The organism is Massilia scottii (assembly GCF_030846495.1).
GTDB lineage: Bacteria > Pseudomonadota > Gammaproteobacteria > Burkholderiales > Burkholderiaceae_D > Telluria_A > Telluria_A violaceinigra.
Map to the genome: position 1 here is coordinate 86,167 of NZ_JAVCWM010000004.1, position 22,945 is coordinate 109,111.

Here is a 22,945-nt window from a genome sequence, read left to right on the forward strand (position 1 = left end):
ATGTTCAGATAATCCCGATCCGCTCGACCAGCGCCACGCTGGCGCCGCGCGCGCGCACGGCATCGAGGAACCCCGGCGCCAGCGCGCCCTCCCATGCCTTGGGCAGCAAAATGCGGTCGCCGGCGACGGCCTGCTGCAAGATCAGCGTGCATTTCGGCGCGCAGCCTTCGACGGAATCGACCCGTCCCGCATGCCAGGCGCCCGAGCAGCCGCTCGCGATGACCCGGCCGCGCGCCAAAAACTCGCGTCCGCGTGCCATGCGGTCGGCCAGCACCAGCGCCAGCTCGAACGAATTGCCCTGAAAGCGCGCCTGGGCGAAACGCACCACCGTGCGCCAGCGCCCCAGCGCACGGCCATCGAAATGGCGTGCCCCGGCCAGCGCCTGGCGCACCGCCAGCAGCTGGACCGGGTCGAGCCCGGGCGCGGCGATCGTTTCCTCTTCCTCGCCGCCCGCCCCGGCCAGCGGATAGACATTCACCTCGACCCAGCACAAGCTGTCGTTGATGCCGCCGCTGTGCAGCGGGAACCAGGCGCGCGCCGAGGCCACGCTGGCCGCGCTGTCGGGCTGCCCGGTCAGGGCGCCCAGCCATCCCAGCCCCTGCGGCCCGCCCAGCAGCGCGTGCGCGGGGGCGTTGGCCACGTCATGGCCGTCGACGCGTCCCAGCTGCCATTGCTCGGACCAGCCGTTGGCCAGCACCGGGCCGACGGGCTGCCACACCCCGCGCACCATGCGGTCGGCCAGCACCACGGCCAGTTCCCAGTCGCGTTCATGGCGCCCGGGAGCGCGGTCGATGCTGATGACCACCTGCTCGCGGCTGTCGAAACAGCCTTCGGTCAGGCGCGCCAGACGCACCACCTGCTGCATGCGCTCGGCCACGGCGGCGTCGCCGGCGCCGCTGCATTTGACATCGGCACGGCCGGCGCGCGGGCGCAAGGTGGCGCTGACGGTCAGCAGCGCGCCGCCGGCCAGCACGCTGCGGCATTCGGCGCCGTGACGCTTTTCGGTCGGAACGCTCATGCCGGCTCGCTCTCGGGAACCAGGATCGCCACGCGGCGCGCCGCGCACGCGTGTTCGAGGTTGGCGACGATGCGGTCGGCGTCATCGAACAGCGGCGCAAGATCGCCATCGGCCGCCAGTCCCAGGCGCGCCAGCAAGGCCCAGGCTTCGTCCAGCGCGGCACTGGCGCGCAGGCTGTGGCGCGTGCGGGTTAGCTGACGGTCGGCCGGCAGCGTTTCGCCCGGCGCGGCCAGGGCCAAGGCCGGCATGGTATTGACCGACAGGCTCACGTTGTCGAGCCGCTGCAGCAGCGCCATATGCTGCTGGAACAGCGCCTGGCCGGGCGGCAGCACCGCCATGCGCAAGCCATGCATCACGCAGGGCAGCTCCACGAACAGGCGGCGCAGCGCCCTGGCGTCGGCAGCAGCGGCGTCGAAGGGCGCGGCGGCGCATACCTGCTGCGGCTGCGGCGCCGGCACTTGCGGCACGCTGACCGCGCGCGCCAGCAGCAACGCGGCGTAGTCGACGCGCTCGCCCAGGTCGACCGGTATGCAATCGTCGACGCTGATGCCGAAGCGGGTATATAACAGCTGGTTGAAGCCGGCGCGAAAGGCATTCCATTCGTCCAGCGTGGTGCACGGCGGCAGGGCCAGATGGCCCAGCGCCAGTTCCTGCTGGAGCGCCGCTTCGATGGCGGCGGCGAAGTCGCCCAGGCCGAGCGTGTCGCCCGCTTCGCTGGCCAGGTACAGGTCGAAGCGCTGCTGCGCCACGCGCGGATCGGGACCATCGACCGCGAACGACAGGCGCAGTCCCAGTTCCGGGGCTGCGGCGAACGGCAGCAGGTCGACGCCGTACGGCCCCGGATGAAAGCAGAACGCGGTTTCAATGTCGGCCAGGACGATGCGGCTGGCCTCCGCCACGCGGCGGGTGTGGCCGCCCTTGTCGGCCACTACCCCGATGCAGCCCTTCGGCACGGTGCAGCCGGAGTCCATGCGCAGCGCCAGCGTGGCCGTGCCCAGCGCCGACGTGTCGGGCGGGGTGGCCTTGGCCTGGCGCTTGAACAGACCGATCATCGTATTCCTCACACGTGCACCGGTTCGACCGCGAAGCGCGCGCCGAACTGCTGGAAGTGCGGTGCGGGCGCGCCGTCGAAGGGCCAGCCGCACTCCACTTCGCCGTCGGCGTCGAGCCGGCCTTGCAGCAGGATGGCGCCGCCGCCGTCGACCACGCGCAGCATCGGTTGCTCGCGCAGCAGGCGCGCGGCGAACGGCGCGGCCGCGTCGAGCGAGAGGATCAGACGCCAGGCGCCGTCCTGCGCCACGAAATGCAGCGCCCAGTGGCCGTCGTCGGTCAGCAGGCGGGCCAGATCGGCGCCGTCGGAGGCGGCGCGCAGCATGCCGGCGCTGCCGCTCCAGGCGTCGTCGTTGGCCGCGCGCGCGCCACCGCGCCCGATGGCCAACTGACGGAAGCGGCGCAGGGTCAGGGGCGAGGCGCGCAAGGCGGCCAGTTCGGCGCCGCTCAAGGGGGCTGTCCCGCTGATCGCGGCAAGCAGCACGGCATCGCCCAGCATCAGGCGGTCGCCCTCCACGCGGCGCGACAGCAGCAGGCGCTCGATCAGCTTGCGGTCGGGTTCCTGGTTCGTTTTCACATCATTCTCCTTCATGGAACTGCCTCCAGCAGGCTGGCGATGGCGGCGTCGCGGCGCTTGCGCAGGGTCGGCAGCGAAATCTGGTCCAGCACCGCCAGCTGCTGCATGGTCGGCAGCTCGCCGGTGGCCGGGTCCAGCCATTCGCCGGGATAGCTGTCGTCCAGCCCACCCAGCATTTTCAGGTACACCGCCAGCCGCACCGGCAGCGAACAGGCGGCCAGTTCGCGCGCGCTCCAGCTGCCGTGGTCTTGCGCCGCCCACGCCAGTTCCATGAAGCGGGGGGGCAGTGAAAGGCTGACGGCTATCGCGCTGTCGTACGGCGCCGGCTCGGGCGCGTCCTGCGGGGCCGGATCGGGGTCCTGGGCGTCGCCGCCGCTCTCGCTGTCTTCGCTCTCCGGCGCCGGCAGGATGCGGCTGCCGGCATCGTCCACCACCGCGTCGCTCACGCGCCACAGGTCTTCGAGCCAGTTGGCCGCCTCGCCGGCGTCGTGCAGCCAGTCGCGGTCGCGGTTGGACGACAATTCTTCGTAGTCGCCGATCTCGGCGAGCATGGCGCCGATCTTTTCAGGGCTGTTTTTCAGGTTGGCGAAGCGCTTCGACCTGGTGTGCAGGGGACCGGCGCCGCCGCCGAAGCGCTCCAGCGACTCGCTCCAGCGCAGCACCCATTCCGCCTTGCAGGTACCGATGGAGCGCATCTGGCGCACCTCGATCGGCATTGCGACGACTTCGCGCCCCAGGATGGCGGCCACCTGCGCCGCATGCTCGCGCCAGGCGCCGAACAGGCGCGCGATGTCGCTGTACGCCGTATCGAGCATGCGGTACGCATACATCTTGTTAGGACTGCAACTGCGCCCGCACGCGGCCTGGTAATTGTCCGAATCGACCTTGTCGCGCACGCCCGCGTACATATCGTTGATTTTCTTGCGCAGGATGGCGTCGCCCCCCGGCGTGGTCCAGAACGCGCCGATTTTCTGGTGTTCGTTGGCCACCGCGGCGCACAGCGCGGCCCAGTCGGCGGGGCGCGCCTGCAGCTCGTACAGGAGACTCAGTGACAGTTCCAGCGCGCTCTCGCCATAGCTGTTGGCGGGGGCCTCGGCGCGCGCCGTGCGGGCGCATGCGTGCAGCGCCTCCGCCGTCAGGTCGACATACTCGGGCAGCGTGTCGGGCCGGTCCAGCAAACGCGCGGGCGAACTGACGGCGAACGCCTGCAGGGAAGAGTGCCCAAGCAGTTTGCGCACCTGTTCCCAGCCCTGTTCCTGATACCGGGTTCCCGGCAAGCGCATACCATCCCCATCGTTGTGTCAGCATCAAAATGATGCCATAGACCGGGAATCGGCAAGGCGCGCTTGAAACCCCTGTTTACCCTTCTGTTCCGGATTCTGGGCCGCCATCGCCCCCAGCATGGCGGCCACGATGGGGGCCGCGTGCTCGCCCCCGGTCGCGTCGGAATGGCTGACAAAGGCCGCCACCGCCAGGCGCCGCGTCTGGCCCGGCAGGCTGCCCGGCTCCAGCCAGCCGGTAAACCACACGGTAGCCAGCTCGCGCCCATCGGCCACCGCCGGCGAGGTGCCGGTCTTGCCGGACAGGCCACGCCGCACGGCATCGAACCGGGCCCCGCGGAAGGCGCCGGCCGCCGTGCCGCTGTCGACCACGCCCTTCATCCCGGCCCGTACCCGGTCCACCCGCACGCCCAGGGCCGTCCGCTCGCCAGGCAGGGCATCACGGCCGTCGAGCGAGAGCAGCAGGCGTGGCGCGATCATCCTGCCCTCGCCCACCGCGCCGGCCACCAGCGCCATTTGCAGCGGCGTGACCTGCATGCGCAGGCCGATCGCCATCTGGCGCAGCTCGTGGCGCGTGTGAATCGGGTCGATGTGGGCGGGACTGGCCTGCAGCGCGTCCCAGGTCGACCACGCGAAGCCGGGCGGCAGCAAGCCGCCATCGAGGCGCGCGGCCTGCTCGAAGCCGAGGCGGTGGGCCATCGCCACGATCGGGCGCACGCTGTCCAGGGCCCCGCCATCGAGCGCCTGCAGGTCCGGCGCGCCGCCATCGGGGCGGCCGAACAGGCTTCTGTCGCTCAGCTCACCGGACCAGGCAAACCAGGTATTGAGGCTGTAGGTCAGCGCCTGGGACAGCCCCAGGCGGCCGTCCTGCGCGCGCCGGTCGAGGTGCTGGTCCTTGTAATTGGTGATGTGGGCCAGTCTGGTGTCGAGCGGATAGCTGGCCGCGTTGGTCTGGAAGGCGAAGCCTTTCGACTGCGCCATGCGGTTAATCGCCGGCAGCGGCAAGCCGGCCAGCAGCGCTTCGAGCTGCGGATCGCGTCTGGCCGCCAGTTCCAGGCCCAGCGCGCTGATCACCTTGAAGGTCGACCCGGGACTGCGGTGGGCGCCGCCATCGTGCTGGAGCGCCGGCAGGCGCAGGGGGCTGCGGGCCGGATTGGCGCGGTCGAAATCGCGCACCTCGTTCCAGTTGGCCGCGGTAACGGCGCCGCCGCCGGCGCCCGCCGCCGCCAGCACGTCGCCGCTGGCGGTATCGAGGATGACCAGGCCCGCCTGGCGGCCTGGCACCACGGCCTGCGCTGCGCTGCAGGTCGCGCCGTTCCAGCGGCCGCGCCGCATGCCGACGCAATCGAGCGCCTGCTGGCTGGCCGTCTGCAACGCCAGGTCGAGCGTCAGCCGCGCGGTATGCGCAATGCCATCGGGCGCCGGCACGCGGGCCAGCATGCCGGCCACGCTGTTGGCGTGGGCCGCGCGGATGCCCAGCAGGGGCGCGAGACCGGCATCGACCGCAGCCCGGGTTGGCTCGCCGCCGCTCCACACCAGCGTGCCATGGCGGTCGGCCAGCGTCACGCCGGCGAGCGGTGCGGCGCGCGCCGTGGCGCTGTTCGCGGCCAGCGGCTGCCATGCAAGCTGGCCGCCGGCCAGGCGCAGATGGCGATACTGCTGGTCGCCCGCCAGCCCCGCCATGCGCAGGGGCGCGGCCGTGAGGGTGATTGCGCGCGCGCCAGGTTGCAGGTCGAGTACCAGCGACTGGACCGACGCAGGCGAGGGACAATCGCGCCCGCTGCAGGCATCGCGCGGCTGGCCGCGCAGTTGCGCGCCGTCGAGCGAGAGCAGGCGTCCGACCAGCATCAACTCGATCGACTGGCCGGCTTGCGCCGCGCGCGGCAGCGCCAGGGTCAGGCGCGCGGGTGCGCCGGCGGCGGCGTCCGGCCAGGCGCCGACCCGGGTCCAGGGCGCCCAGCCTTGCGGCACATCGGCGAACAGGCGCGCGGCGGCCGGCGGCATCGCCGCCGTGGTGGAGGCCGGTGCCGAGGCGACGCTGGCCTGCCATTCGCCGCCTTGACCCGGTTTGAGGCGCCATGCCAGCAGGCGCCGTTCGCTGTTGAACACCTGGACCTGCTCGCGCACATAGTCGCCGTCGGCCATACGGTACAGGCGCTTGAGCAGCTTCAAGGCAGCGGCATCGAGGCGGGCGCCGGGCCAGCCGGCCAGTTGCGCGGCGCGCGCGGCGTCGCCGGCCGCCTGCCAGGCCGCCAGGTCGCGCGGCGCCAGTTCGGCCAGTCCGCTGGCGCCAAGGCGCACCAGGCCATGCTGCTGCAAGGCCAGGAACAGCGCCTGGTCTTCCAGGCTGGCGCGCGGCAGTGCCGGCACCCGATAGAGCCCCGGCGACAGCCATGCCGACAAGGCCGGGCCGCGAGCCGGAAATGCCACCACCAGCGCCTTGGCGGCGGGCGCCGCAGCGCCGCTGCGAAACAGCTGGACCAGCAGCTCGCCGGCTTGCGGACAGCGGTTGCTGGCGCGGCGCTGGAAGCGCAAGGCGGCGTCTTTCCATACCAGCCAGCCTTCGCGCTGCAGCCCGACCGACCCGCGCGCGCCGCGTACGGTGCCGCTGGACTCGCCCAGCCAGCGCGCGCCGGGTTCGGCCCCGGTCCAGTCGAGCCGCAATGCCGAACCGCGCGCGTCGGCGAAATCGGGCAGCGCCATGCCGCTCAGCTGAACCTGGGGCATGCCCGCCACGTCGGGGCCCGCCAGGGCGATGTTACGCAGCGTGACCGGACTGGCCGAGGCGTCATTGCGCGCGACCCAGCGCGCCACGTCGGCGAAGCGGTAACCGATGCGCAGCGGGAGCAGGCGTGGATTGGCCGCGTCGAGCATCTGCGTGCACAGGTCGATGCGCACCGGCGGCGCGCTGCGCAGGCTCGACGCGATCAGCAGGGTTGCGCCGCCATGCGTGGCCACGCCGATGCCGGATGTGCGCGGCACGCTGAACTGCGCCCCGGGCGCGGCTGGCTGCAAGGCGTCAACCGACACCGGCAAGCCGGCGCCGTGCAGGACGGCGGCGCCGGGGTCGGACGACGCGGCCAGATGACGGGCATGGGCGGCGATCAGCAGCGCGCCCGCGGCGGCGGCGACGAGGCCGGCCGCGCCGATCCAGTGCGCGCCGGTCAGCGTGAACGAGTGTGGCGCCGAAGGTACACGCGAACCCTGGCGCAGATGGCGGGCCCGCCGCCGCGCCGTCCCGCGCCGTGACCACGTCTGCACAACCGTATCGAGCCAGCCTCTCATCATCTCTCCGCAAATCACGTGGCACGCCTCGCGCGTGGCCTGCCCAGCACTAGCGGGGGGCGCAGCGAAACCGGCGCAACATTGCCAACTGAGCAAGGTTGGCAACAGACGTTACGGAACTTACGTTTGCCCCCGATTCTGTTTCATTTGTAAGCAGGTGAGTCAATTTTCCCGAAGCGCCACATCGCTTGCTATATTGAACTCATAGGATTTCACAAGGAGAAGTAAAAATGAAGCGCACCCTGACCTTTGCAGCACTGATCACCCTTGGCTCCGCCGGTTTCATGCCTCTGCCGTCGGTCGCGCAAACTGATTTCCGCGTGATTATCAATACCGCTCCACCCGCACCGCGCTTCGAGAGCGTGCCAGCGCCGCGCCGCGGCTATGTGTGGGCGCCAGGCTTCTGGAACTGGGAAAACAACCGCCACGTCTGGACCGCCGGCCGCTGGGAAAGCGCGCGCGACGGCTACGAATACCGCCGCAGCGAATGGATCCGCGATAACGACAGCTATCGACTCAACCGCGGCGGCTGGCAGCAAGTGTCGCAGCGCGACTACGCGGTAGTGCGCGTGGCCCCGCCGGCGCCACGCTACGAGCGGGTGCCGCGCCCACGGGCCGGCCATGTGTGGGTGCCCGGCCACTGGGAGTGGCGCGGCAACCGCCACGCGTGGATCGGCGGCCAATGGATGCGCAACCGTGCAGGCTATGTGTACTCGCAGCCGGCCTGGGTCCAGCGCGATGGCCACTGGTTCATGGAACCGGCCCGCTGGAGCCGCCACGGCGAACGCCGTGACCGCGACCGTGACGGCATCCCCGACCGCCTGGAAGGCCGCGACCGTGACCGCAACGGCGTCCCTGATCGCCTGCAACACCGTGACCGCGACCGTGACGGCGTGCCCGATGCCTACGACCGCGACCGCGATAACGACGGCGTACCGAACCGCGTCGACCGCGACCGCGATGGCGACGGCGTCCCGAACCGCCACGACAAACGCCCCGACAATCCACGCCGCGATTAATCCGTAGTCAAGCTTGACCAAGCGCCAGCCCGGCTCCCCCGGCTGGCGCTTTTTTCATCCGTCCTCCAACGCCACTCGCGCAAGGTACGCGGCCCGGCCCTCTTCCCCGCGCAGGTCGCAGGCGACCTTGCCTTCTTCAAGCACGATGATGCGTTCGGCCGAGAGGATGGTTTCGCGCCGGTGCGCCACGATAATGCGGGTCATCGGCAAGGCGTGGATGGCGGCGTTGACGGCCTGCTCGCGCGCCACGTCCAGGTGGCTGGTGGCCTCGTCGAGCAGCAGCAGGACCGGCTCGCGGTACAGCGCGCGCGCAATCAGAATGCGCTGTTTCTGGCCACCCGACAGCACCGTGCCCATGTCGCCGATCAGCGTATGGAAACCCATCGGCATCGCGTTCACATCGTCTTCCACCGCCGCGCGCCGCGCGCATTCGCGGATGCGGTCCATCGACGGGGCATCGGCAAAGAAGCTGATGTTGTCGGCGATCGAGCCGGCGAACAGCTGGTCGTCCTGCAGCACCACGCCGATCTGCGCGCGGTATTCGCCAAGGCCGCCCTGGTTCAGCGCGCGCCCGTCGACCTCGATCTCGCCCGATACCGGTTCGAGCAAACTGGCCAGCAGGCGCAGCAAGGTGGTCTTGCCGCAGCCGGAAGGCCCGACGATGGCCACCGATTCGCCGGCGTCGATCTGCAGGTCGATCCCGTCGAGCACCCAGGGATCGCTGGCGCCGTAGCGAAAGCGCAGGTCGCGCAGGCGGATCGCCATCGGCTTGCGCCGCTCGTCCGAGGCCAGCGGCAAATGGCACACCTCCGGTGGCGTCAGGGCGATATCGGCCAGGCGCTCGGCGTGCAGACGCAGCATGAACAGGTCGAGCGTCTTGTTGATCAAGGCGCTGACGCGGCCCATGAACTGGTCCTTGTAGCTGATAAAGGCGAGCAGCATCCCTACCGAGAACGTATTGTTCAACACCCGTTCGGCCCCCAGCCACACCACCAGGATCGCGATGATGCCCATCAGGAGCGAGTTCACGGTGCGGAACATCAATCCCAGTTTTTGCGTCGTCACCTGGCGATTGACGGTTTCCACCAGCAGATTGAGCCAGTGGGCCTGGCGCGACGCCTGGGCGTTGAACAGTTTGATGGTGCGCATGCCGCGCAGCGTTTCGAGGAAGTGGCTGTCGCGCTTCGCGCCCCACACGATCGCTTCGACCGAGGCGTTGCGCAGCGCCGTGTACGAGGCGGCGCGCACCAGCGCGTACAGCACGCTGCCGCCGACGACCAGCATGGCCAGTTCGGGCGCGTAGAACAGCATCACGCACAGGGTAATGGCCGCCATCAGGCCGTCGAGCAGGATTTCCACCATGTCGGTGGTGATGGCTTGCAGGATCACTTCCTGCGAGCCGAAACGCGACATGATGTCGCCCAGGTGGCGGCTTTCAAAATACACTGCGGGCAGGCTGACCAGGTGGCCGAACAGGCTGGCGCGCCCGGCCACCTTGATGGTGCTGGAGATGGCGATCAGGGTGGCGCCGCGCGCGGCCGTCACCGCCACCCGGATGATCAGCAGGAAAGCGAACCCCAGCGCGAGCGTGAGCAGCAGGTCGCGGTCGGCGCTGACCAGCGCTTCGTCGACCACCCACTGCATGAAGAACGGACTGACCACGGCCAGCACTTCGATCGCCAGCGCCATGGCGGCCAGCGCGAACAGCGACTGCTTGATGCCCGACATGCGCCCGAGCAGAGCGCTGAGCCGCACGCGCGGTGCCGCCTGGCCCGACTCGAACGACGCCGTGGGACTCAGTTCGAGCGCCACGCCGGTGAAGTGTTTGAGCACGGTGGCGCGCGGCAGGCGGCGCACGCCGACCGCCGGATCGTGGATCACGACGCCCTTGGCGGTGACCTGCTTGAGCACGACGAAGTGGTTCAGGTCCCAGTGCAGGATGCACGGGGTGGCCAGCAGGTCCAGTTCTTCGGGTTCGAGCCGCAGGGGACGCGAGGCCAGGCCAAGGTGAACGGCGATGCCGACCAGGTCCTTGAGCGTGGCGCCGCGCAGCGACATGCCGAAACGGCGCCGCAGGTGCGCCAGGTCGGTGCCGTTGCCGTGGTAGGCGGCGATCATGGCCAGGCAGGCCAGAGCGCACTCGGCGGCTTCGGTCTGCAGGATCGACGGCAGGCGTACCCCCAGGCCGGCGCTGGCGTCCATTGGTTTGCTCATCGTCCCAGCCTCCCGGTGATGGTGTAGACCGGATCGAGCACCCATTCATAAAGACGGCGCCGCTCCAGCAGGATGTCGGCCTCCAGCTGCATGCCGGGGGCCAGCGGCACGCGCGCGCCGTAGGCCGTCACGTCCTGGCGCGCAAGAGTCACGGTGATGCGGTACAGCGCCTCGCCCGGCTTGCCGGCGCCGGCCGCCGCCCCGAACTGGGCCGGCAGCTCGGCCGGCTCGATGCCGGTGCGCGAAATGCTCTTGATGGTGCCCTTGTAGTGGCCGAATTTTTGGTACGGGTAGGCCAGGTAGCGCAGGTGCACCTGCTGTTGCGCGCGCACGAAGCCGATCGCGCGGCTCGATGCGTACAGGTGCGCTTCCAGGGTGGCGCCGCGCGGTACGATGCTGAGGATCGCCGTGCCGGTCCCGACCGCCGCGCCGCGCGAGGCATGGATCGCCGTCACGGTGCCGGCCTGCGGGGCGGTGATGAGCAGTTCGCGCCTGGCCGCCACCTCGGCCAGCTCGCGGTCGATGGCGCTGGTGTTGCGCGCCACCAGCGCGTTTTGCGTGGCCAGCTTGAGCGGCATGTCGTTCAGTTCCGCCTCCAGCGCCATGCGTTCGCGCCCGAGCGACGACAGGGCCCGTTCCAGGGAGCGCAGCTTGCCCGCCTGGTCGAGCGTCGCCTCGGACGTGGCCTGCACCTGCTGCGCGGAGATGAAGCCGCGTGCCTTGAGTTCGTCGAGCCGCTTTTCGGACTTGCGCGCCAAGTCCACGCGGCGCTTTTGCAGGGCGATTTCCTGCACCATGTTGTCCTGCTCGGCGCGGGCGGCGGCGATGCGCTCGGCCAGCATGGCGCGCTGCTGGTCGAACGACTGCGCCGCGCGCGCCTGCTCGGCGTCCAGGCTGGCGCGCTGCGCCTGCAGCTCGCGCGCCGCCTGGGCATTGGTCTCGCCCACGGCCACGCTGCGCTCTTCGCCCGACAGCGCCACCAGCGCCTGGCCGGCGGACACAGTGTCGCCCTCGCGCACCATCAGGCGCGTGGCCACCCCCACGCGCGGCGAATGCACGCGGATCATGCCCTGCTCGGGTACCAGCCAGCCGGCCACGCGCGCCTTGCGGGTGTGGCTGGCCATGAACAGCGTGGCCGTGACGGCAACGACGATCAGCAGCGAAAAGGCGGCGTACCAGCGGTGCGACAGGCGCGGCTTGATCGCCACCGTGCCGAGCCAGCGCGTTTGCTGTTCGCTCAGCACCTGCGGCCGGAACAGCGGCTGCTGCGCCACCGCGTCCGGCGCGCCGGCCTCACTCTTCGATGAAGTAGTCGCGGACATCGTAACTGACCTCGATCATGCGCGCGATCTTTTTGATGCGCAGTACCTTGCGAATGCGTGGATCGGCGAAGTCGCGCATCAGCGGCGGGCGTGGCGCGTTGAAGAAGTAGCCCGGGTCGGTGGCGACGATCGACTTGGCCACCAGATCGAGTTCGTCGCGCGAGCTGACCGTCTGGATGACGCACGGCGCGTGCGTGATGCCCAGTTCGAGCAAGGCACAGGTGCGGTGGTAGCCGTTATTGAGCACCAGGCGCCCGCTGTCGTCGTCGCACACGGCGTTGAGAATGTTGGCGCTGTAGCCGACCACCAGGCCGACCACGCCGGCCACGGTGCCGGAAGCGCGGTAATCGTTCAGCTGGTCCGGGCGCAGCAGCACCGGCTCGTGAAAGCGGAAATCGGTCGATTCGGAGCGGAATACAAAGCGCTTCGAGCCGGCCTCGCGGATATGGACCGGGGCGCGCACTTCGTCGGGCGGAAAGCAGAAGCGGAACAACGCCGCGGGATCGGGATGGGGACCCAATTGCGTCTTGAGTTCATCGACGAAGCTGCGCGTGACGTGGTTCTGGCACACCACCATGCGCCCCAGTTCGACCATCGCGATCCGGGTCGGCAGGCTGTTGAAGGTGCGCGTGTACTGCGAGCTGGCGCACACCTGCGCGGCCAGCGGCAGCATGACGGCCGGCAGCGCGGCGCAGTCCAGATGATCGGCGACGCCGGCCTCGGTGCGGGCCAGCTCTTCGTAATACAGGTTGGCCGCGCCCCATTCGCGAATCAGCGCAGGGCGGATGGCCTCGGGCGATTCGGCGCACAAATCGTCGGCGAAATCGAGGTACTTCTGCAGCGGCGCCTGGCCGAGCAGCCATAGTTCCTCGTGCGTGGGGCGTTCTGGCGTGGCAATCGCTGTTGATGTGTTGAGATTCTGCATTTTGCAACCTCACTTGAAAGTTCAGCCCGCCGCCGCGTCCGACGGCGGACTGAAGTAGCCAGTCCAGCCAGTTAGCTGAACGATGGCCCGGCACAGCGTTTAAGCAGGAAACGCATTACAGCAGCCATCCGAGCAGGCCGCCGCCGTGGCCCGACTTGCTGTCGCAACGGCGGGTTTTGCACTTGTTCCGGCTCTTGCTTTTGCTCTTGCTCTTGCAGCGGCTTTTGCTCTTGCTCTTGCTGTGGCACTTGGTATGGCAATCCGATTTGCCACCGCCATACACGTGTTGCAGTTCAGTGCTGGTCAAGTTGCGCATGATGTTCTCCTTTAACAAATTGAAACTGGACCAGTGGCAATTCCCACTCGTCCTCGTGCGGACCGCTAAGGCCATACTAGGCACTGACGGACTCGGCAGTTTGATGCGCCACAATCGCGCGGATGAGTGCTTTCAGTCCTCACAAACGCATGATTTTGGCAACATGTTGCCGTTGCGGTTATGCTGTCGCCATGACCGAACCGATCCACGAACTGGCCCATTTAGCCGCGGCGGCGTTCAAATCCGAACGCAACGCCAGCCGTAAGCTCTCCGCACGCGCCAACATCAGCGAAGAACAGGCCTTGCGCGCCACGCTCGAACAGCGCGCCGGTGCGCGCGGCCTGGCCGCCCTGCTCGACGAACGCGCCGCACTGCTCGCGGCCGATGCGGCGCGCCTGGCCGAACGCGATACCAGGCGCGCGCTTGCACGCAGCGCCAGATTGAACAAGCATGATGGTCCGCCCGCGCCGTGGCGCGCCTGGTTCGACGGCTCGGCCCATCCCAACCCGGGGCGCTGCGGCATCGGCGCGCTGCTCACCGGCCCGGATGGCGAACGCGTCGAAATTTCGCGCCCGGCAGGCTACGGCAATAGCAGCGAGGCCGAATACCAGGCGCTGATCGCGGTCCTCGAAGCGGCCGTCGCACGCGGCGCGCACGGCCTGACCGTGCATGGCGACAGCCGCGTCGTGATCGACGACGTGAATGGGCCGGAGCTGGCGGGCGCGCCCTCGCTGCAGGCGTATCGGGCGCAGGCGCTGGCCCTGCTCGGACGGATCGACAGTGCCTGCGTGCGCTGGCTGCCGCGCCACAAGAACCAGGCCGCCGACGCCCTGTCGCAGCGCGCCGCGGCGGCGTTCGGGCCGGCCGGCATGGCATAATCGCGCTCCCCATCAAGGAGCATGCAATGACCACCGACGAACTGACAGCATGGCAGCCACGCCTGCAGGAACTGGCCGGCGCCGCCTGCGGCGACGACGGCGCCCACGACATCAATCACCTGCACCGCGTGTGGCGCAATGCGCAGGCGCTGCTGGCGAGCCACCCGGAAGCCGATGCGCTGGCCGTGATGGCGGCATGCTATCTGCATGACCTGGTCAACCTGCCCAAGAATCACCCGGAACGCAGCATGGCGTCGCGCCGCTCGGCCGAACTGGCGCGGCGCGAGCTGGCCGCCCTCGGTTTCCCGGCCGCCAAGCTGGACGCGGTGGCGCACGCCATCGAAACGCACAGCTTTTCGGCGGCGCTGCCGCCGCACAGCATCGAAGCGAAGCTGGTGCAGGATGCCGACCGCCTCGACGCCCTCGGCGCCGTGGGCCTGGCGCGCCTGTTCTACATCGCCGGCCAGATGGGCAGCGCGCTGGCCCACCCCAGCGACCCGCTGCCCGGACGGCGCGAGCTCGACGACCGCGCCTATGCGCTCGACCATATCGAAGTCAAGCTGGCCAAACTGCCAGCGATGATGCAGACCGCCGCCGGCCGCGCGCTGGGAGAAGCCCGCATGGCGCAGCTGACCACCTTCCGCGCGGCCTTCGCGCAGGAATGGGCACTGTAGGAACTGCCGCGTTCGTACGGGGGCGTAGTGCGTTAAGATAGGGCATCGCCCTTTCGCGCCCGGCCCCGGGCTTTTCTCCATGAGCAGCAGCCCCGCCGCCTCCCCCGCTTCTGCCGGCAACCTCAATTTCGTGCTGGTCGCCGTCTTCATCGACATGCTCGGCATCGGCATGATCGTTCCCGTCATGCCGGCCCTGGTGGGCCAGTTTGTCAACGGGCGCGACGAACAGGCGTTCTGGTTCGGCGTGCTGGCGACGCTGTTCGGGCTGTTGCAGTTCATCTTCATGCCCATGCTCGGCGCCATCAGCGACCGTGTGGGGCGCCGTCCCGTGATGCTCTATTCGATGGCCGGCATGTGCCTCAATTTCCTGGCTACCGCGTGGGCGCCCAGCCTGGCGTTCCTGTTCATCGGCCGTGTGATCGGCGGCGTGTCCTCGGCCAGCATGTCGGTCGCCTCGGCCTATGCATCCGACATATCGACCCCCGAGACGCGCGCCAAAAGCTTCGGCAAGGTGGGCGCCGCCTTCGGCCTGGGGTTCATCGGCGGTCCGGCGCTGGGCGGCGCGCTGGGCGAAATTAACCTGCAACTGCCGTTCTACGTGGCCGCCGCCCTGTGCGCCGCCAACTTCGTCTACGGTTACATCGCCGTGCCCGAATCGCTGCCGCTGTCGCGCCGGTCGGCGTTTTCGGTCGCCAAGATCAATCCTTTCTCCTCCCTGCGCAAACTGATGCGCCGCACCGAAATCCGCGGGGTGGTGATCGTCTATGCCCTGTCCACCTTCGCCCATATGATGCTGCAGTCGACCTGGGTGCTGTACACCACCTTCCGCTTCAACTGGAGCCCGGGCGACAACGGCGCCGCCATGTTCTGCGTGGGCCTGGCGGCGGCCGTGGTGCAGGCCGGCCTGCTGGGCATGCTGATGAAGCGCTTCGGCGAGGTGCGCCTGACGCTGCTCGGCCTGGCGTCGGGCTGCATCACCTACGTGCTGTACGGCCTGGCCACCCAGGGCTGGATGATGTATGTATTTATTTTGTGCAATTTGTTGGCTTTTACCACCGCGCCTGCGCTGCAGAGCATCATTTCGCGCGGTTCGGACGCGAATAGCCAGGGCGAGCTGATGGGCTCGCTGCAATCGATCAGCAGCCTGGGCGTCGTGTTCATGCCGCTGCTGGGCACGGCCATCCTGGGCCTGGCCAGCCGCCTGCCGCCGCAGGACTGGCGCATCGGCAGCACCTTTTTCCTGTGCGCGGCGATGCAGGCGGTCGCCATCGGCGTTGCACTTTTCTATTTCAAATCGCATCGGATGCGCACATAAGGCAGGCATGCGCTAGAATTGGCAAATGGGCAAAACCTCTATTCGCAGCGCGACGCGCGCGGCCGCGTTTGTCATTGCCGTCCTCGTAGCCGGCGCCGGCGCGCCTGCGCTGGCCAACTGCGAGCAAGCATTCCTGGTGCCGCTCGCGCCCACCGGCCTGAGCGTGAGCATCAGCGGCGAATCGATCAGCGGCATCTACCCCGACCTGCTGCGCAGCGTCAGCGCGAAAAGCCCCTGCAAGTTCACGTTTTCGGTGGTGCCGCGGGCGCGCCAGGAAGCCATGTTCGAAGCCGGCAAATCGCACCTGCTGATGCCCGCCGTGCGCACCCCGCGGCGCGACCAGCTCGGCTACTTCGTCCCCGTGATCGGCACCCGCGCCACCCTGCTGTCGGTCGACAGCAGGCGCGCGCCGGTGCGCTCGATCCGTGACCTGCTCGCGCGCAAGGAGCTGCGCGTGGTGCTGGTGCGCGGTTTCGACTACGGCGACGCCTACCTGAACATGATCGAGCAGTTGTCGGCCCAGGGCCGCCTGCTGCTGGAAAAGGATGCCGCCGCCGTGGCGCGCGTGCTCGACGCCGGCTTTGCCGACGTGACGCTGATGGCGCCGACCGTGTTTGCCGGCGCCATCCTGGAAGACAAGCGCTTTGGGTGGATGATGCCCAAGCTGCGCATCGAGCCGCTCGAGGAGCTGCCGTGGGGCGAAAGCGGCATCTACATCTCCAGGCAGACCGTCACGGCGAGCGACCGCAGCGCGCTCCAGAACCTGTTCGCGGCCGCCGTCAAATCGGGCGCCGTGTACGATAGCCTCAAGCGCTACTACCCGGCCGCCATCCTGGCCGGCGGCGTGCGCCCGCGCTGAGCGGCGCCGCCATGCCGACTATTTTTTAGCGCATTGACCATCCGGGCGACGGAAAGCGCTGCACATGCGCAGCGCGCCGTTATAATTGCCCATCGTTTTTAAAACAGGTTGAAGCCCGTGTCCGATCGCATAAAAGTCATTCCCCAGTATCTCATTCCGAAGCAAGGTCTGACCCGGTTCGCGGGCCGCGTCGCCGGCCACCAGGGCGGCCAGTACACGACCACCCTGATCCGCTGGTTCGTCGGCCAGTACGGCGTGAACATGGAGGAAGCGGCCAATCCGGACATCGCCAGCTACGCCAGCTTCAACGAATTTTTCACGCGTCCCCTGCGTCCGGGCGCGCGCCCGCTGGCCAAGGCCGATTTCGTGTGCCCGGTGGATGGCGCGATCAGCCAGTTCGGCAGCATCGACGACGACCAGATCTTCCAGGCCAAGGGCCACAAGTTCAGCACCACGGCCCTGGTCGGGGGCGACGCGGCGCTGGCGGCCCAGTTCCAGCACGGCAGTTTCGCCAACCTGTACCTGAGCCCCAAGGATTACCACCGCCTGCACATGCCGTGCGACGGGCGCCTCACGCGCATGATCTACGTGCCCGGCGCGCTGTTTTCGGTGAACCCGACCACCGCGCGCGGCATTCCCGGCCTGTTCGCGCGCAATGAGCGCGTGGTGTGCGTGTTCGACTCAAAAGTGCATGGCACTTTTGTGCTCACGCTGGTGGGCGCCACCATCGTCGGCAGCATGGCCACGGTCTGGCACGGGCTGGTGAACCCGCCGCGTCCGGGCGTGGTCAAGGAATGGCGTTACGACGACCAGAACATCGTGCTCAAGAAAGGCGACGAGATGGGCCGCTTCCTGCTTGGCTCGACCATCGTCATGCTGTTCAAGAAAGACACCATCGTCTTCAATCCCGAGTGGGCGCCCGAGCGTTCCGTACGGCTGGGTGAAGCGATGGGCAACAAGCCGGCCGCCAAACGCGCTTGATTTCACGAGAGAGCGGCATGAGCGACACAGTGGACGACATGGTCGGCCCGCCGGCCCAGGTGGCGGGACCGGTGCCGGATCCGGTTGCTGTCGCCTCGCCGGCGCCGCGCGCAAGCGTGCTGACGGCCTGCGACTGGCTCGGCGAAGGAGCGCGTTCGATGCTGCTGCTCGCGCCACGCTGGGAACGGCTGGTGGCGTCGCCATGGCAGATGGCGTTCCAGATGCTTCTCCAGGTCGGCCTGGGCGTGCTGATGCACCGCATCCTGATCGAGGGCGATGCCATCTTCATCTGGCGCGCGCTGCTGGCCGGATGGTCGACTGCCCTGTTGACCGTGTGGCTGTGCTACCTGATTCAGCCCGACCCGCGACTGCGGCGCAGCCCCGATGGCGCGCCCGGCGCAGCGCATTTGTACACGCTGCTGATCGCCCAATCGACACTGTTTGCGATGCTGGCCTGGGCGCTCTATTTTCTCCTGATCCGCACCAATGTCATTGCCGCGGCCAGCACAGAGGCGCAATGGGCTCTGTGGTTCGTGCCGGTGCTCTGGTCCGTGCTGGCAAAGCTCAAGGTGCTGATTCGCGCGGCGCGTCCGCTGGCGCCGGAGCGCGCCATTGTCACGATCGCGGTGGTCGCGCTCACCACGGCCTTGGGCCACTATCTCGCGCCGGCGCCGCCGACATGGCGCGCCGCGCCCCAACCCGAGGCGGCCGAGGAAGAGCCGTTCGAGGTGAGCCAGGAGATGATGGAAGCGCAGTTGCCCCTGCTGGGCGACCAGATCGACGCCCTCAAGCCGCAGCGCCCGGGCGTGATCGACATGTACACGATCACCTTCGCGCCGTACGAAGGCGAGGAAGTGTTCCGGCGCGAGAGCGCCATGGTGTCCGACGTCATGGCGCGCCGCTTCGATGCCGCCGGCCGCGGCCTGCAGCTGATCAACCACCGCAAGACCGCCGGCACGCTGCCGTGGGCCACGCCGCTCAATCTGCAGCGCGCCATCGAAGGCATCGCCGGGATCATGGACCGCGACGAGGATGTGCTGTTCATCCACCTGACGTCGCACGGGGCGTCGGACGGCGAACTGGCGGCCAGTTTCTGGCCGATCGACGTGGCGCCGGTGCTGCCGCCGGAGCTCAAGGGATGGCTCGACCAGGCCGGCATCGGCTACCGCGTGCTGTCGATCTCGGCCTGCTACGCCGGCAACTGGATCGCGCCGCTGGCGGCCGACGGCACCCTGGTGATGACGGCGTCCGACGCCGACCACACCTCCTACGGCTGCGGCAAGAAGTCGCCGCTGACGTTTTTCGGGCGCGCCATGTACGACGAACAGCTGCGCACCACGACGCGCTCGTTCACCGAAGCGCATGCGGCGGCGCGCAAGGTCATCCTGCAGCGCGAAACGGAAGCCGGCAAGGACGACGGCTATTCGAACCCGCAGATCAAGGTGGGCAGCAAGATCGTGCCGGTGCTGGAGCGGATGAACCAGCGGCTGGCGGGCAAGCCGTGAGCAGGTAGCGCCGCCCGCGTCACGCGTTTGAATTTGGCGCTACAATAAAACCGATCACCGGGTTTATTCATCAAGCTTGTCGTTCGGCAGCGCATCATGGCCAAGCATACTCATCCGCCCAAAACAATCGCCAGCACAACGCAGGAGCCGCCTCCCGGCAGCCCTGTAAGCCAGCGCACGACAGCCAGCGGCAAGCAGATGACTGTTGTCACGCTGGGTAATGTCACGGTGGAGGTTCCGACGCCGTCGGCATCCGAGTTGAAAAAACGGCTTGCTGAAAGTCAGCGAGTGATGCGCGCTTTCGCCGCCGCCATTCCGCGGCGCGGCGTGCGCCTCAACTTGCCTCCGACAACACCGCTATATGAAGCCGACTCAAAGGATCCCAACCTGGTCATTCGGAAACTTGGGGAAACGCGGACGCTGGGGCGCTTCGATAAAAATGGCCGGTTCATCCAGGTTAAACGATGATACGCGTTTCAATTGATGAGGCAATCGGTGCAGTGTTACACCCTCACGACAAACCGGTCGCGGTCATACTGGCAGGCCACAACGGCTCAGGAAAATCGACCTTGTGGTACAGATTCCTGGCCCAGCGTTTACAGGTTCCGCTGCTAAATGCCGATCGCATGATGTTGTCCATCCTCCCCGAGCCGGACAAGGCCGGGTTCCTTACTCCATGGGCGCAAGAGCTACGCGACACCAGCGAGGCATGGATGCAGGTAGCGCAGCAGGGCGTAAAAGCCTTCACCAATTCGGCAATAGGTGCTCAACTGCCGTTTGCTGTCGAGACTGTATTTTCCTATTGGTCCAGAAATGCCAACGGGGTGATATCGAGCAAGATAGACCTGATCAGGGAACTACAGAGGTCCGGCTACTTCGTGCTCCTGGCCTTTGTTGGATTATCAACGGTCACCCTCTCGATTGGCCGGGTTGACACCCGTCAAAGCCAGGGTGGACATGCAGTCCCGTTTAAAAAGCTACTCCAGCGCTTCCCCAGAACACAACAAGCCGTCAACGCGGCCATTGACGTTGCTGACGCTTCCATTTTGTTCGATAACAGCCGGAGCGAGGCACTGGCGTTCACACCCGTACATATTCGCCGCGATAACAAGGTGATTTATGATGTGCGCGACTCGTGGAAGCGCACACTTCGTCCGATTTCCTCATGGCTCAACGTGGTCGTGCCCCGATAAATCGGGACGAAAAATCCGCTATTGTTGTGAACAAAGGTGCGCGCGGCCAAAAAATGACCGCTGCGCCAATGCGCTGATTTACGCCACTTTCGTGATGAACTGCTCGCTCGGACGACGCACTTTTTTCAAGTCGACCAGCCAGTCACCCTCGGCCTCACGGTAACCGAGCGCCATGATCGCGACCGAGCGCAAGCCGCGCGCGCGCAGGCCGAGCAATTCGTCGAGCTGATCCGGATTGAAGCCTTCCATCGGCGTCGCATCGACCTGCTCGAAGGCGGCGGCGGTCAAGCCGATGCCCAGGCCGATATACGCCTGGCGCGCGGCGTGTTCGTAGTTGACCTCGGGGTCGCGCGGCGGGTAGGTCGCCAGGATGAACTTGCGGTAGGCTTCCCAGCCTTCGTTGACCATGCCGCGTTCCTCGTTGACGAGGTCGAACATCATGTTGATCCGCTCTTCGGTGTAATTGTCCCACGCCGCGAAGACGATCATGTGCGACCCATCGACCACCTGGCCCTGGTTGCTGGCAATCGGTTTCATCTGCGCGCGCAGCTCGGCATTGCTGACCACGATCAGCTCGAACGGCTGCAGGCCGCTCGACGTCGGCGCCAGGCGCACGGCTTCGAGAATGCGGTCGACTTTATCTTCCGACACCACCTTGGTGGCATCGAATTTCTTGGTGGCGTAACGCCAGTGTAATTTTTCAAGCAGCATGGAATTCCTTGATGTTGGATGGATGATATTCGCAGCCAGGGCGATCGCAGGATAGGCGCCGCGGCGGGCTCATTATCAACGATTCCGCGATTGGGCGTATCCGGCCGGCAAAAGACGAGGGGTCGCATGGCCATTCCGATGCCCCGCCTCTCTCTACACCATCCCCATGCGCTTGCGTGCGTCGGCGCAGCACAGCCCTTCCATCATGTCGAGGAAAGCGCGGGTCTTGGCCGGCATCAGGCGGCGGCCAGGGAAGACAGCCCACCCGGTCACCAGCGGCAAATCCCATTCCGGCAGCACCCGCACCAGCTCTCCGCTGGCCACATGGGGCGCCGCGAACAGGTCGGAACTGGCGGCGATGCCCGCGCCGGCGCAGGCCACGCGCGTGAGCAGGTCGGGCGAATTGGCCGTCAGCCGGCCCGGCAGTTCGCGCTCCCACACCGTTTTGCCGCGCGTGAGCTTCCACGGCGACGGCCCGCCGCCGCGGCTCAGAAGGCACAGCAGATCGTGTTTGAGCAGCTCGTCCGGATGCTGCGGCAGCCCGCGCAGTGCGATGTACGACGGCGCCGCGTACAGCGCCATTTGTTCGAGCGCGACGCGGCGCGCGTTGAGGGAGGCGTCATCCGGCAGGTCGCCCATGCGGATCGCGATGTCGAAATTTTCGCTCACCAGGTCGACCCGGCGCGGCGACAGGTCCAGTTCCAGGGTAATGGCCGGGTACTGCGCCATGAAGTGCGTCATCACCTGCGTCATGCCAAGGCTGGCGAAATCGGCCGGCATCGAAATGCGCAGGCGCCCGCTCGGGGCTTGCTGGCGGTGCTGCACCAGCGCGCCGGCCGCCTCGACCTCCTCGACCACCTTGCGCGCGTGATCGAGCAGGCTGGCGCCGAATTCGGTCAGCATCAGCTTGCGCGTGGTCCGCTGCAGCAGGCGCTCGCCCAGTTTCGCTTCCAGCAGCGCGATCCGGCGCGAGACGGTCGACTTGGGCAAATCCATCCGCAGCGCGGCCTGGCTGAAGCTGCCCGCCTCGACGATCCGCGCGAACAGGAGCAGGTCGTTCGGTTCCACATCCATTTGATTGTCCCACCGGCTGAATAATGATATCCATTTTAACGTCTTCCGCATTGATTTTGGAACGCGTAAAGTCACACCATCGCAGTTCAACTCATAAAAAAGGAAATAAAATGAACATCTTGCAAATCAATTCCAGCGCCCGTTCGACCGGTTCCGAGTCCACCCGCATGGCCGACGCCATCGTCGCCGGGCTGCAAGCGGCCAACCCCGGCGCCCAACTGACCCGGCGCGACCTGGCCAGCAACCCGCACCCCGCGCTCGACGAGCCGACCCTGGGCGCCCTGTTCACGCCGGCCGACCAGCGCAGCGCCGAACAGGCGGCCCGCGTGGCCCTCGACGACGCCCTGATCGCCCAGGTGCAGGCGGCCGACGTGCTGGTCATCGGCGCCCCGATGTACAACTTCGGCAGCTCGGTGCAGCTCAAAGGCTGGTTCGACGCGATTGCCCGCGCCGGCGTCACCTTCGCCTACACCGCCACCGGCCCGGTCGGCAAACTAACCGGCAAAAAAGTCTACGTCGCGTTTGCCCGCGGCGGCATGTACCGCGACACCCCGAACGATACCCAGACGCCGCACCTGAAAATGCTGCTCGGCTTCCTCGGCATGACCGACGTGACGTTCGTGTACTCCGAAGGCATGGCCATGGGCCCGGAAGCGGTGACCAAGGCGCAGTCCCAGGCGAATGCCGAGATCGAGGCCGCACTGGCCTGAGCCCCCCCCCCCCCCCGACGACGCTGTATCTGTATTAAG

The 22,945-nt window shown here is 67.7% G+C and carries 21 protein-coding genes and 1 pseudogene; 11 read left to right on the forward strand and 11 right to left on the reverse strand.

The features are described from left to right. Positions 1-4: 4 nt before the first annotated feature. The 5 genes from RBA41_RS06480 to RBA41_RS06500 are packed head-to-tail and all read right to left on the reverse strand — an operon-like array spanning position 5 to position 7,210. Positions 5-1,018, reverse strand: coding sequence for a hypothetical protein (locus tag RBA41_RS06480; protein ID WP_306622220.1), 1,014 nt, complete (start codon positions 1,016-1,018; stop codon positions 5-7). Then, complete coding sequence (locus RBA41_RS06485; RefSeq protein ID WP_306622223.1) at positions 1,015-2,070, reverse strand: hypothetical protein; 1,056 nt, start codon at positions 2,068-2,070, stop codon at positions 1,015-1,017. The genes RBA41_RS06480 and RBA41_RS06485 overlap by 4 nt, the downstream gene beginning before the upstream one ends. An 8-nt stretch (positions 2,071-2,078) precedes the next feature. Beyond that, a complete protein-coding gene (locus RBA41_RS06490; RefSeq protein ID WP_306622225.1) occupies positions 2,079-2,645 on the reverse strand; it encodes a hypothetical protein in 567 nt (188 codons plus the stop codon). Positions 2,646-2,656: 11 nt separating this feature from the next. Further along, a complete protein-coding gene (locus RBA41_RS06495; RefSeq protein ID WP_306622227.1) occupies positions 2,657-3,928 on the reverse strand; it encodes a hypothetical protein in 1,272 nt (423 codons plus the stop codon). Between the two features lie 24 nt (positions 3,929-3,952). Continuing rightward, positions 3,953-7,210, reverse strand: coding sequence for a penicillin-binding transpeptidase domain-containing protein (locus RBA41_RS06500; RefSeq protein ID WP_306622229.1), 3,258 nt, complete (start codon positions 7,208-7,210; stop codon positions 3,953-3,955). 284 nt (positions 7,211-7,494) lie between these two features. On the opposite strand from RBA41_RS06500, the pseudogene RBA41_RS06505 reads away from it, so the two are divergent. Together RBA41_RS06505 and RBA41_RS06510 are read left to right on the forward strand one after the other, a co-directional pair. Then, positions 7,495-7,650, forward strand: a pseudogene (locus RBA41_RS06505) (YXWGXW repeat-containing protein); the annotation flags it as partial. A gap of 99 nt (positions 7,651-7,749) precedes the next feature. Next, positions 7,750-8,229 (forward strand): YXWGXW repeat-containing protein, encoded by a 480-nt coding sequence (locus RBA41_RS06510; RefSeq protein ID WP_306622742.1) that lies wholly within the window; start codon positions 7,750-7,752, stop codon positions 8,227-8,229. Between the two features lie 54 nt (positions 8,230-8,283). On the opposite strand, the gene RBA41_RS06515 is transcribed toward RBA41_RS06510, so the two are convergent. From RBA41_RS06515 to RBA41_RS06530, 4 genes are all read right to left on the reverse strand, one after another. Further along, entirely contained in the window at positions 8,284-10,443 is a 2,160-nt protein-coding gene (locus RBA41_RS06515) for a peptidase domain-containing ABC transporter (RefSeq protein ID WP_306622231.1), read from the reverse strand. Continuing rightward, a complete protein-coding gene (locus RBA41_RS06520; protein WP_306622233.1) occupies positions 10,440-11,765 on the reverse strand; it encodes an HlyD family secretion protein in 1,326 nt (441 codons plus the stop codon). The genes RBA41_RS06515 and RBA41_RS06520 overlap by 4 nt, the downstream gene beginning before the upstream one ends. After that, positions 11,737-12,690, reverse strand: coding sequence for a hypothetical protein (locus RBA41_RS06525; RefSeq protein ID WP_306622235.1), 954 nt, complete (start codon positions 12,688-12,690; stop codon positions 11,737-11,739). The genes RBA41_RS06520 and RBA41_RS06525 overlap by 29 nt, the downstream gene beginning before the upstream one ends. Positions 12,691-12,805: 115 nt before the next feature. Then, positions 12,806-13,006, reverse strand: a complete 201-nt coding sequence (locus RBA41_RS06530; RefSeq protein WP_306622237.1) for a hypothetical protein — start codon at positions 13,004-13,006, stop codon at positions 12,806-12,808. Between the two features lie 191 nt (positions 13,007-13,197). On the opposite strand from RBA41_RS06530, the gene RBA41_RS06535 reads away from it, so the two are divergent. From RBA41_RS06535 to RBA41_RS06570, 8 genes are all read left to right on the forward strand, one after another. Next, positions 13,198-13,884, forward strand: coding sequence for a ribonuclease HI family protein (locus RBA41_RS06535; protein ID WP_306622239.1), 687 nt, complete (start codon positions 13,198-13,200; stop codon positions 13,882-13,884). 26 nt (positions 13,885-13,910) lie between these two features. Beyond that, positions 13,911-14,558, forward strand: coding sequence for an HD domain-containing protein (locus tag RBA41_RS06540; protein WP_306622241.1), 648 nt, complete (start codon positions 13,911-13,913; stop codon positions 14,556-14,558). A 79-nt stretch (positions 14,559-14,637) separates the two neighbouring features. After that, entirely contained in the window at positions 14,638-15,873 is a 1,236-nt protein-coding gene (locus RBA41_RS06545; protein ID WP_306622243.1) for an MFS transporter, read from the forward strand. A gap of 25 nt (positions 15,874-15,898) precedes the next feature. Next, positions 15,899-16,732, forward strand: coding sequence for a transporter substrate-binding domain-containing protein (locus RBA41_RS06550; RefSeq protein WP_306622245.1), 834 nt, complete (start codon positions 15,899-15,901; stop codon positions 16,730-16,732). Between the two features lie 117 nt (positions 16,733-16,849). Beyond that, a complete protein-coding gene (gene asd, locus RBA41_RS06555; protein WP_306622247.1) occupies positions 16,850-17,713 on the forward strand; it encodes an archaetidylserine decarboxylase in 864 nt (287 codons plus the stop codon). Between the two features lie 17 nt (positions 17,714-17,730). Beyond that, the gene (locus RBA41_RS06560) at positions 17,731-19,218 is read left to right on the forward strand and encodes a C13 family peptidase (protein WP_306622249.1); all 1,488 of its coding nucleotides are present in this window, start codon (positions 17,731-17,733) and stop codon (positions 19,216-19,218) included. A gap of 96 nt (positions 19,219-19,314) precedes the next feature. Continuing rightward, positions 19,315-19,686, forward strand: a complete 372-nt coding sequence (locus RBA41_RS06565) for a hypothetical protein (RefSeq protein ID WP_306622251.1) — start codon at positions 19,315-19,317, stop codon at positions 19,684-19,686. Next, positions 19,683-20,411, forward strand: coding sequence for a zeta toxin family protein (locus RBA41_RS06570; RefSeq protein ID WP_306622253.1), 729 nt, complete (start codon positions 19,683-19,685; stop codon positions 20,409-20,411). The genes RBA41_RS06565 and RBA41_RS06570 overlap by 4 nt, the downstream gene beginning before the upstream one ends. Before the next feature lie 78 nt (positions 20,412-20,489). Here RBA41_RS06570 and RBA41_RS06575 read toward each other — a convergent pair whose 3' ends face one another. Together RBA41_RS06575 and RBA41_RS06580 are read right to left on the reverse strand one after the other, a co-directional pair. Continuing rightward, the gene (locus RBA41_RS06575) at positions 20,490-21,122 is read right to left on the reverse strand and encodes an NAD(P)H-dependent oxidoreductase (protein WP_306622255.1); all 633 of its coding nucleotides are present in this window, start codon (positions 21,120-21,122) and stop codon (positions 20,490-20,492) included. Positions 21,123-21,275: 153 nt separating this feature from the next. Further along, positions 21,276-22,196: a LysR family transcriptional regulator gene (locus RBA41_RS06580; protein WP_306622257.1), complete on the reverse strand. Its 921-nt coding sequence runs from the start codon at positions 22,194-22,196 to the stop codon at positions 21,276-21,278. A gap of 110 nt (positions 22,197-22,306) precedes the next feature. On the opposite strand from RBA41_RS06580, the gene RBA41_RS06585 reads away from it, so the two are divergent. Further along, a complete protein-coding gene (locus RBA41_RS06585; RefSeq protein ID WP_306622259.1) occupies positions 22,307-22,906 on the forward strand; it encodes an FMN-dependent NADH-azoreductase in 600 nt (199 codons plus the stop codon). Positions 22,907-22,945 lie beyond the last annotated feature (39 nt).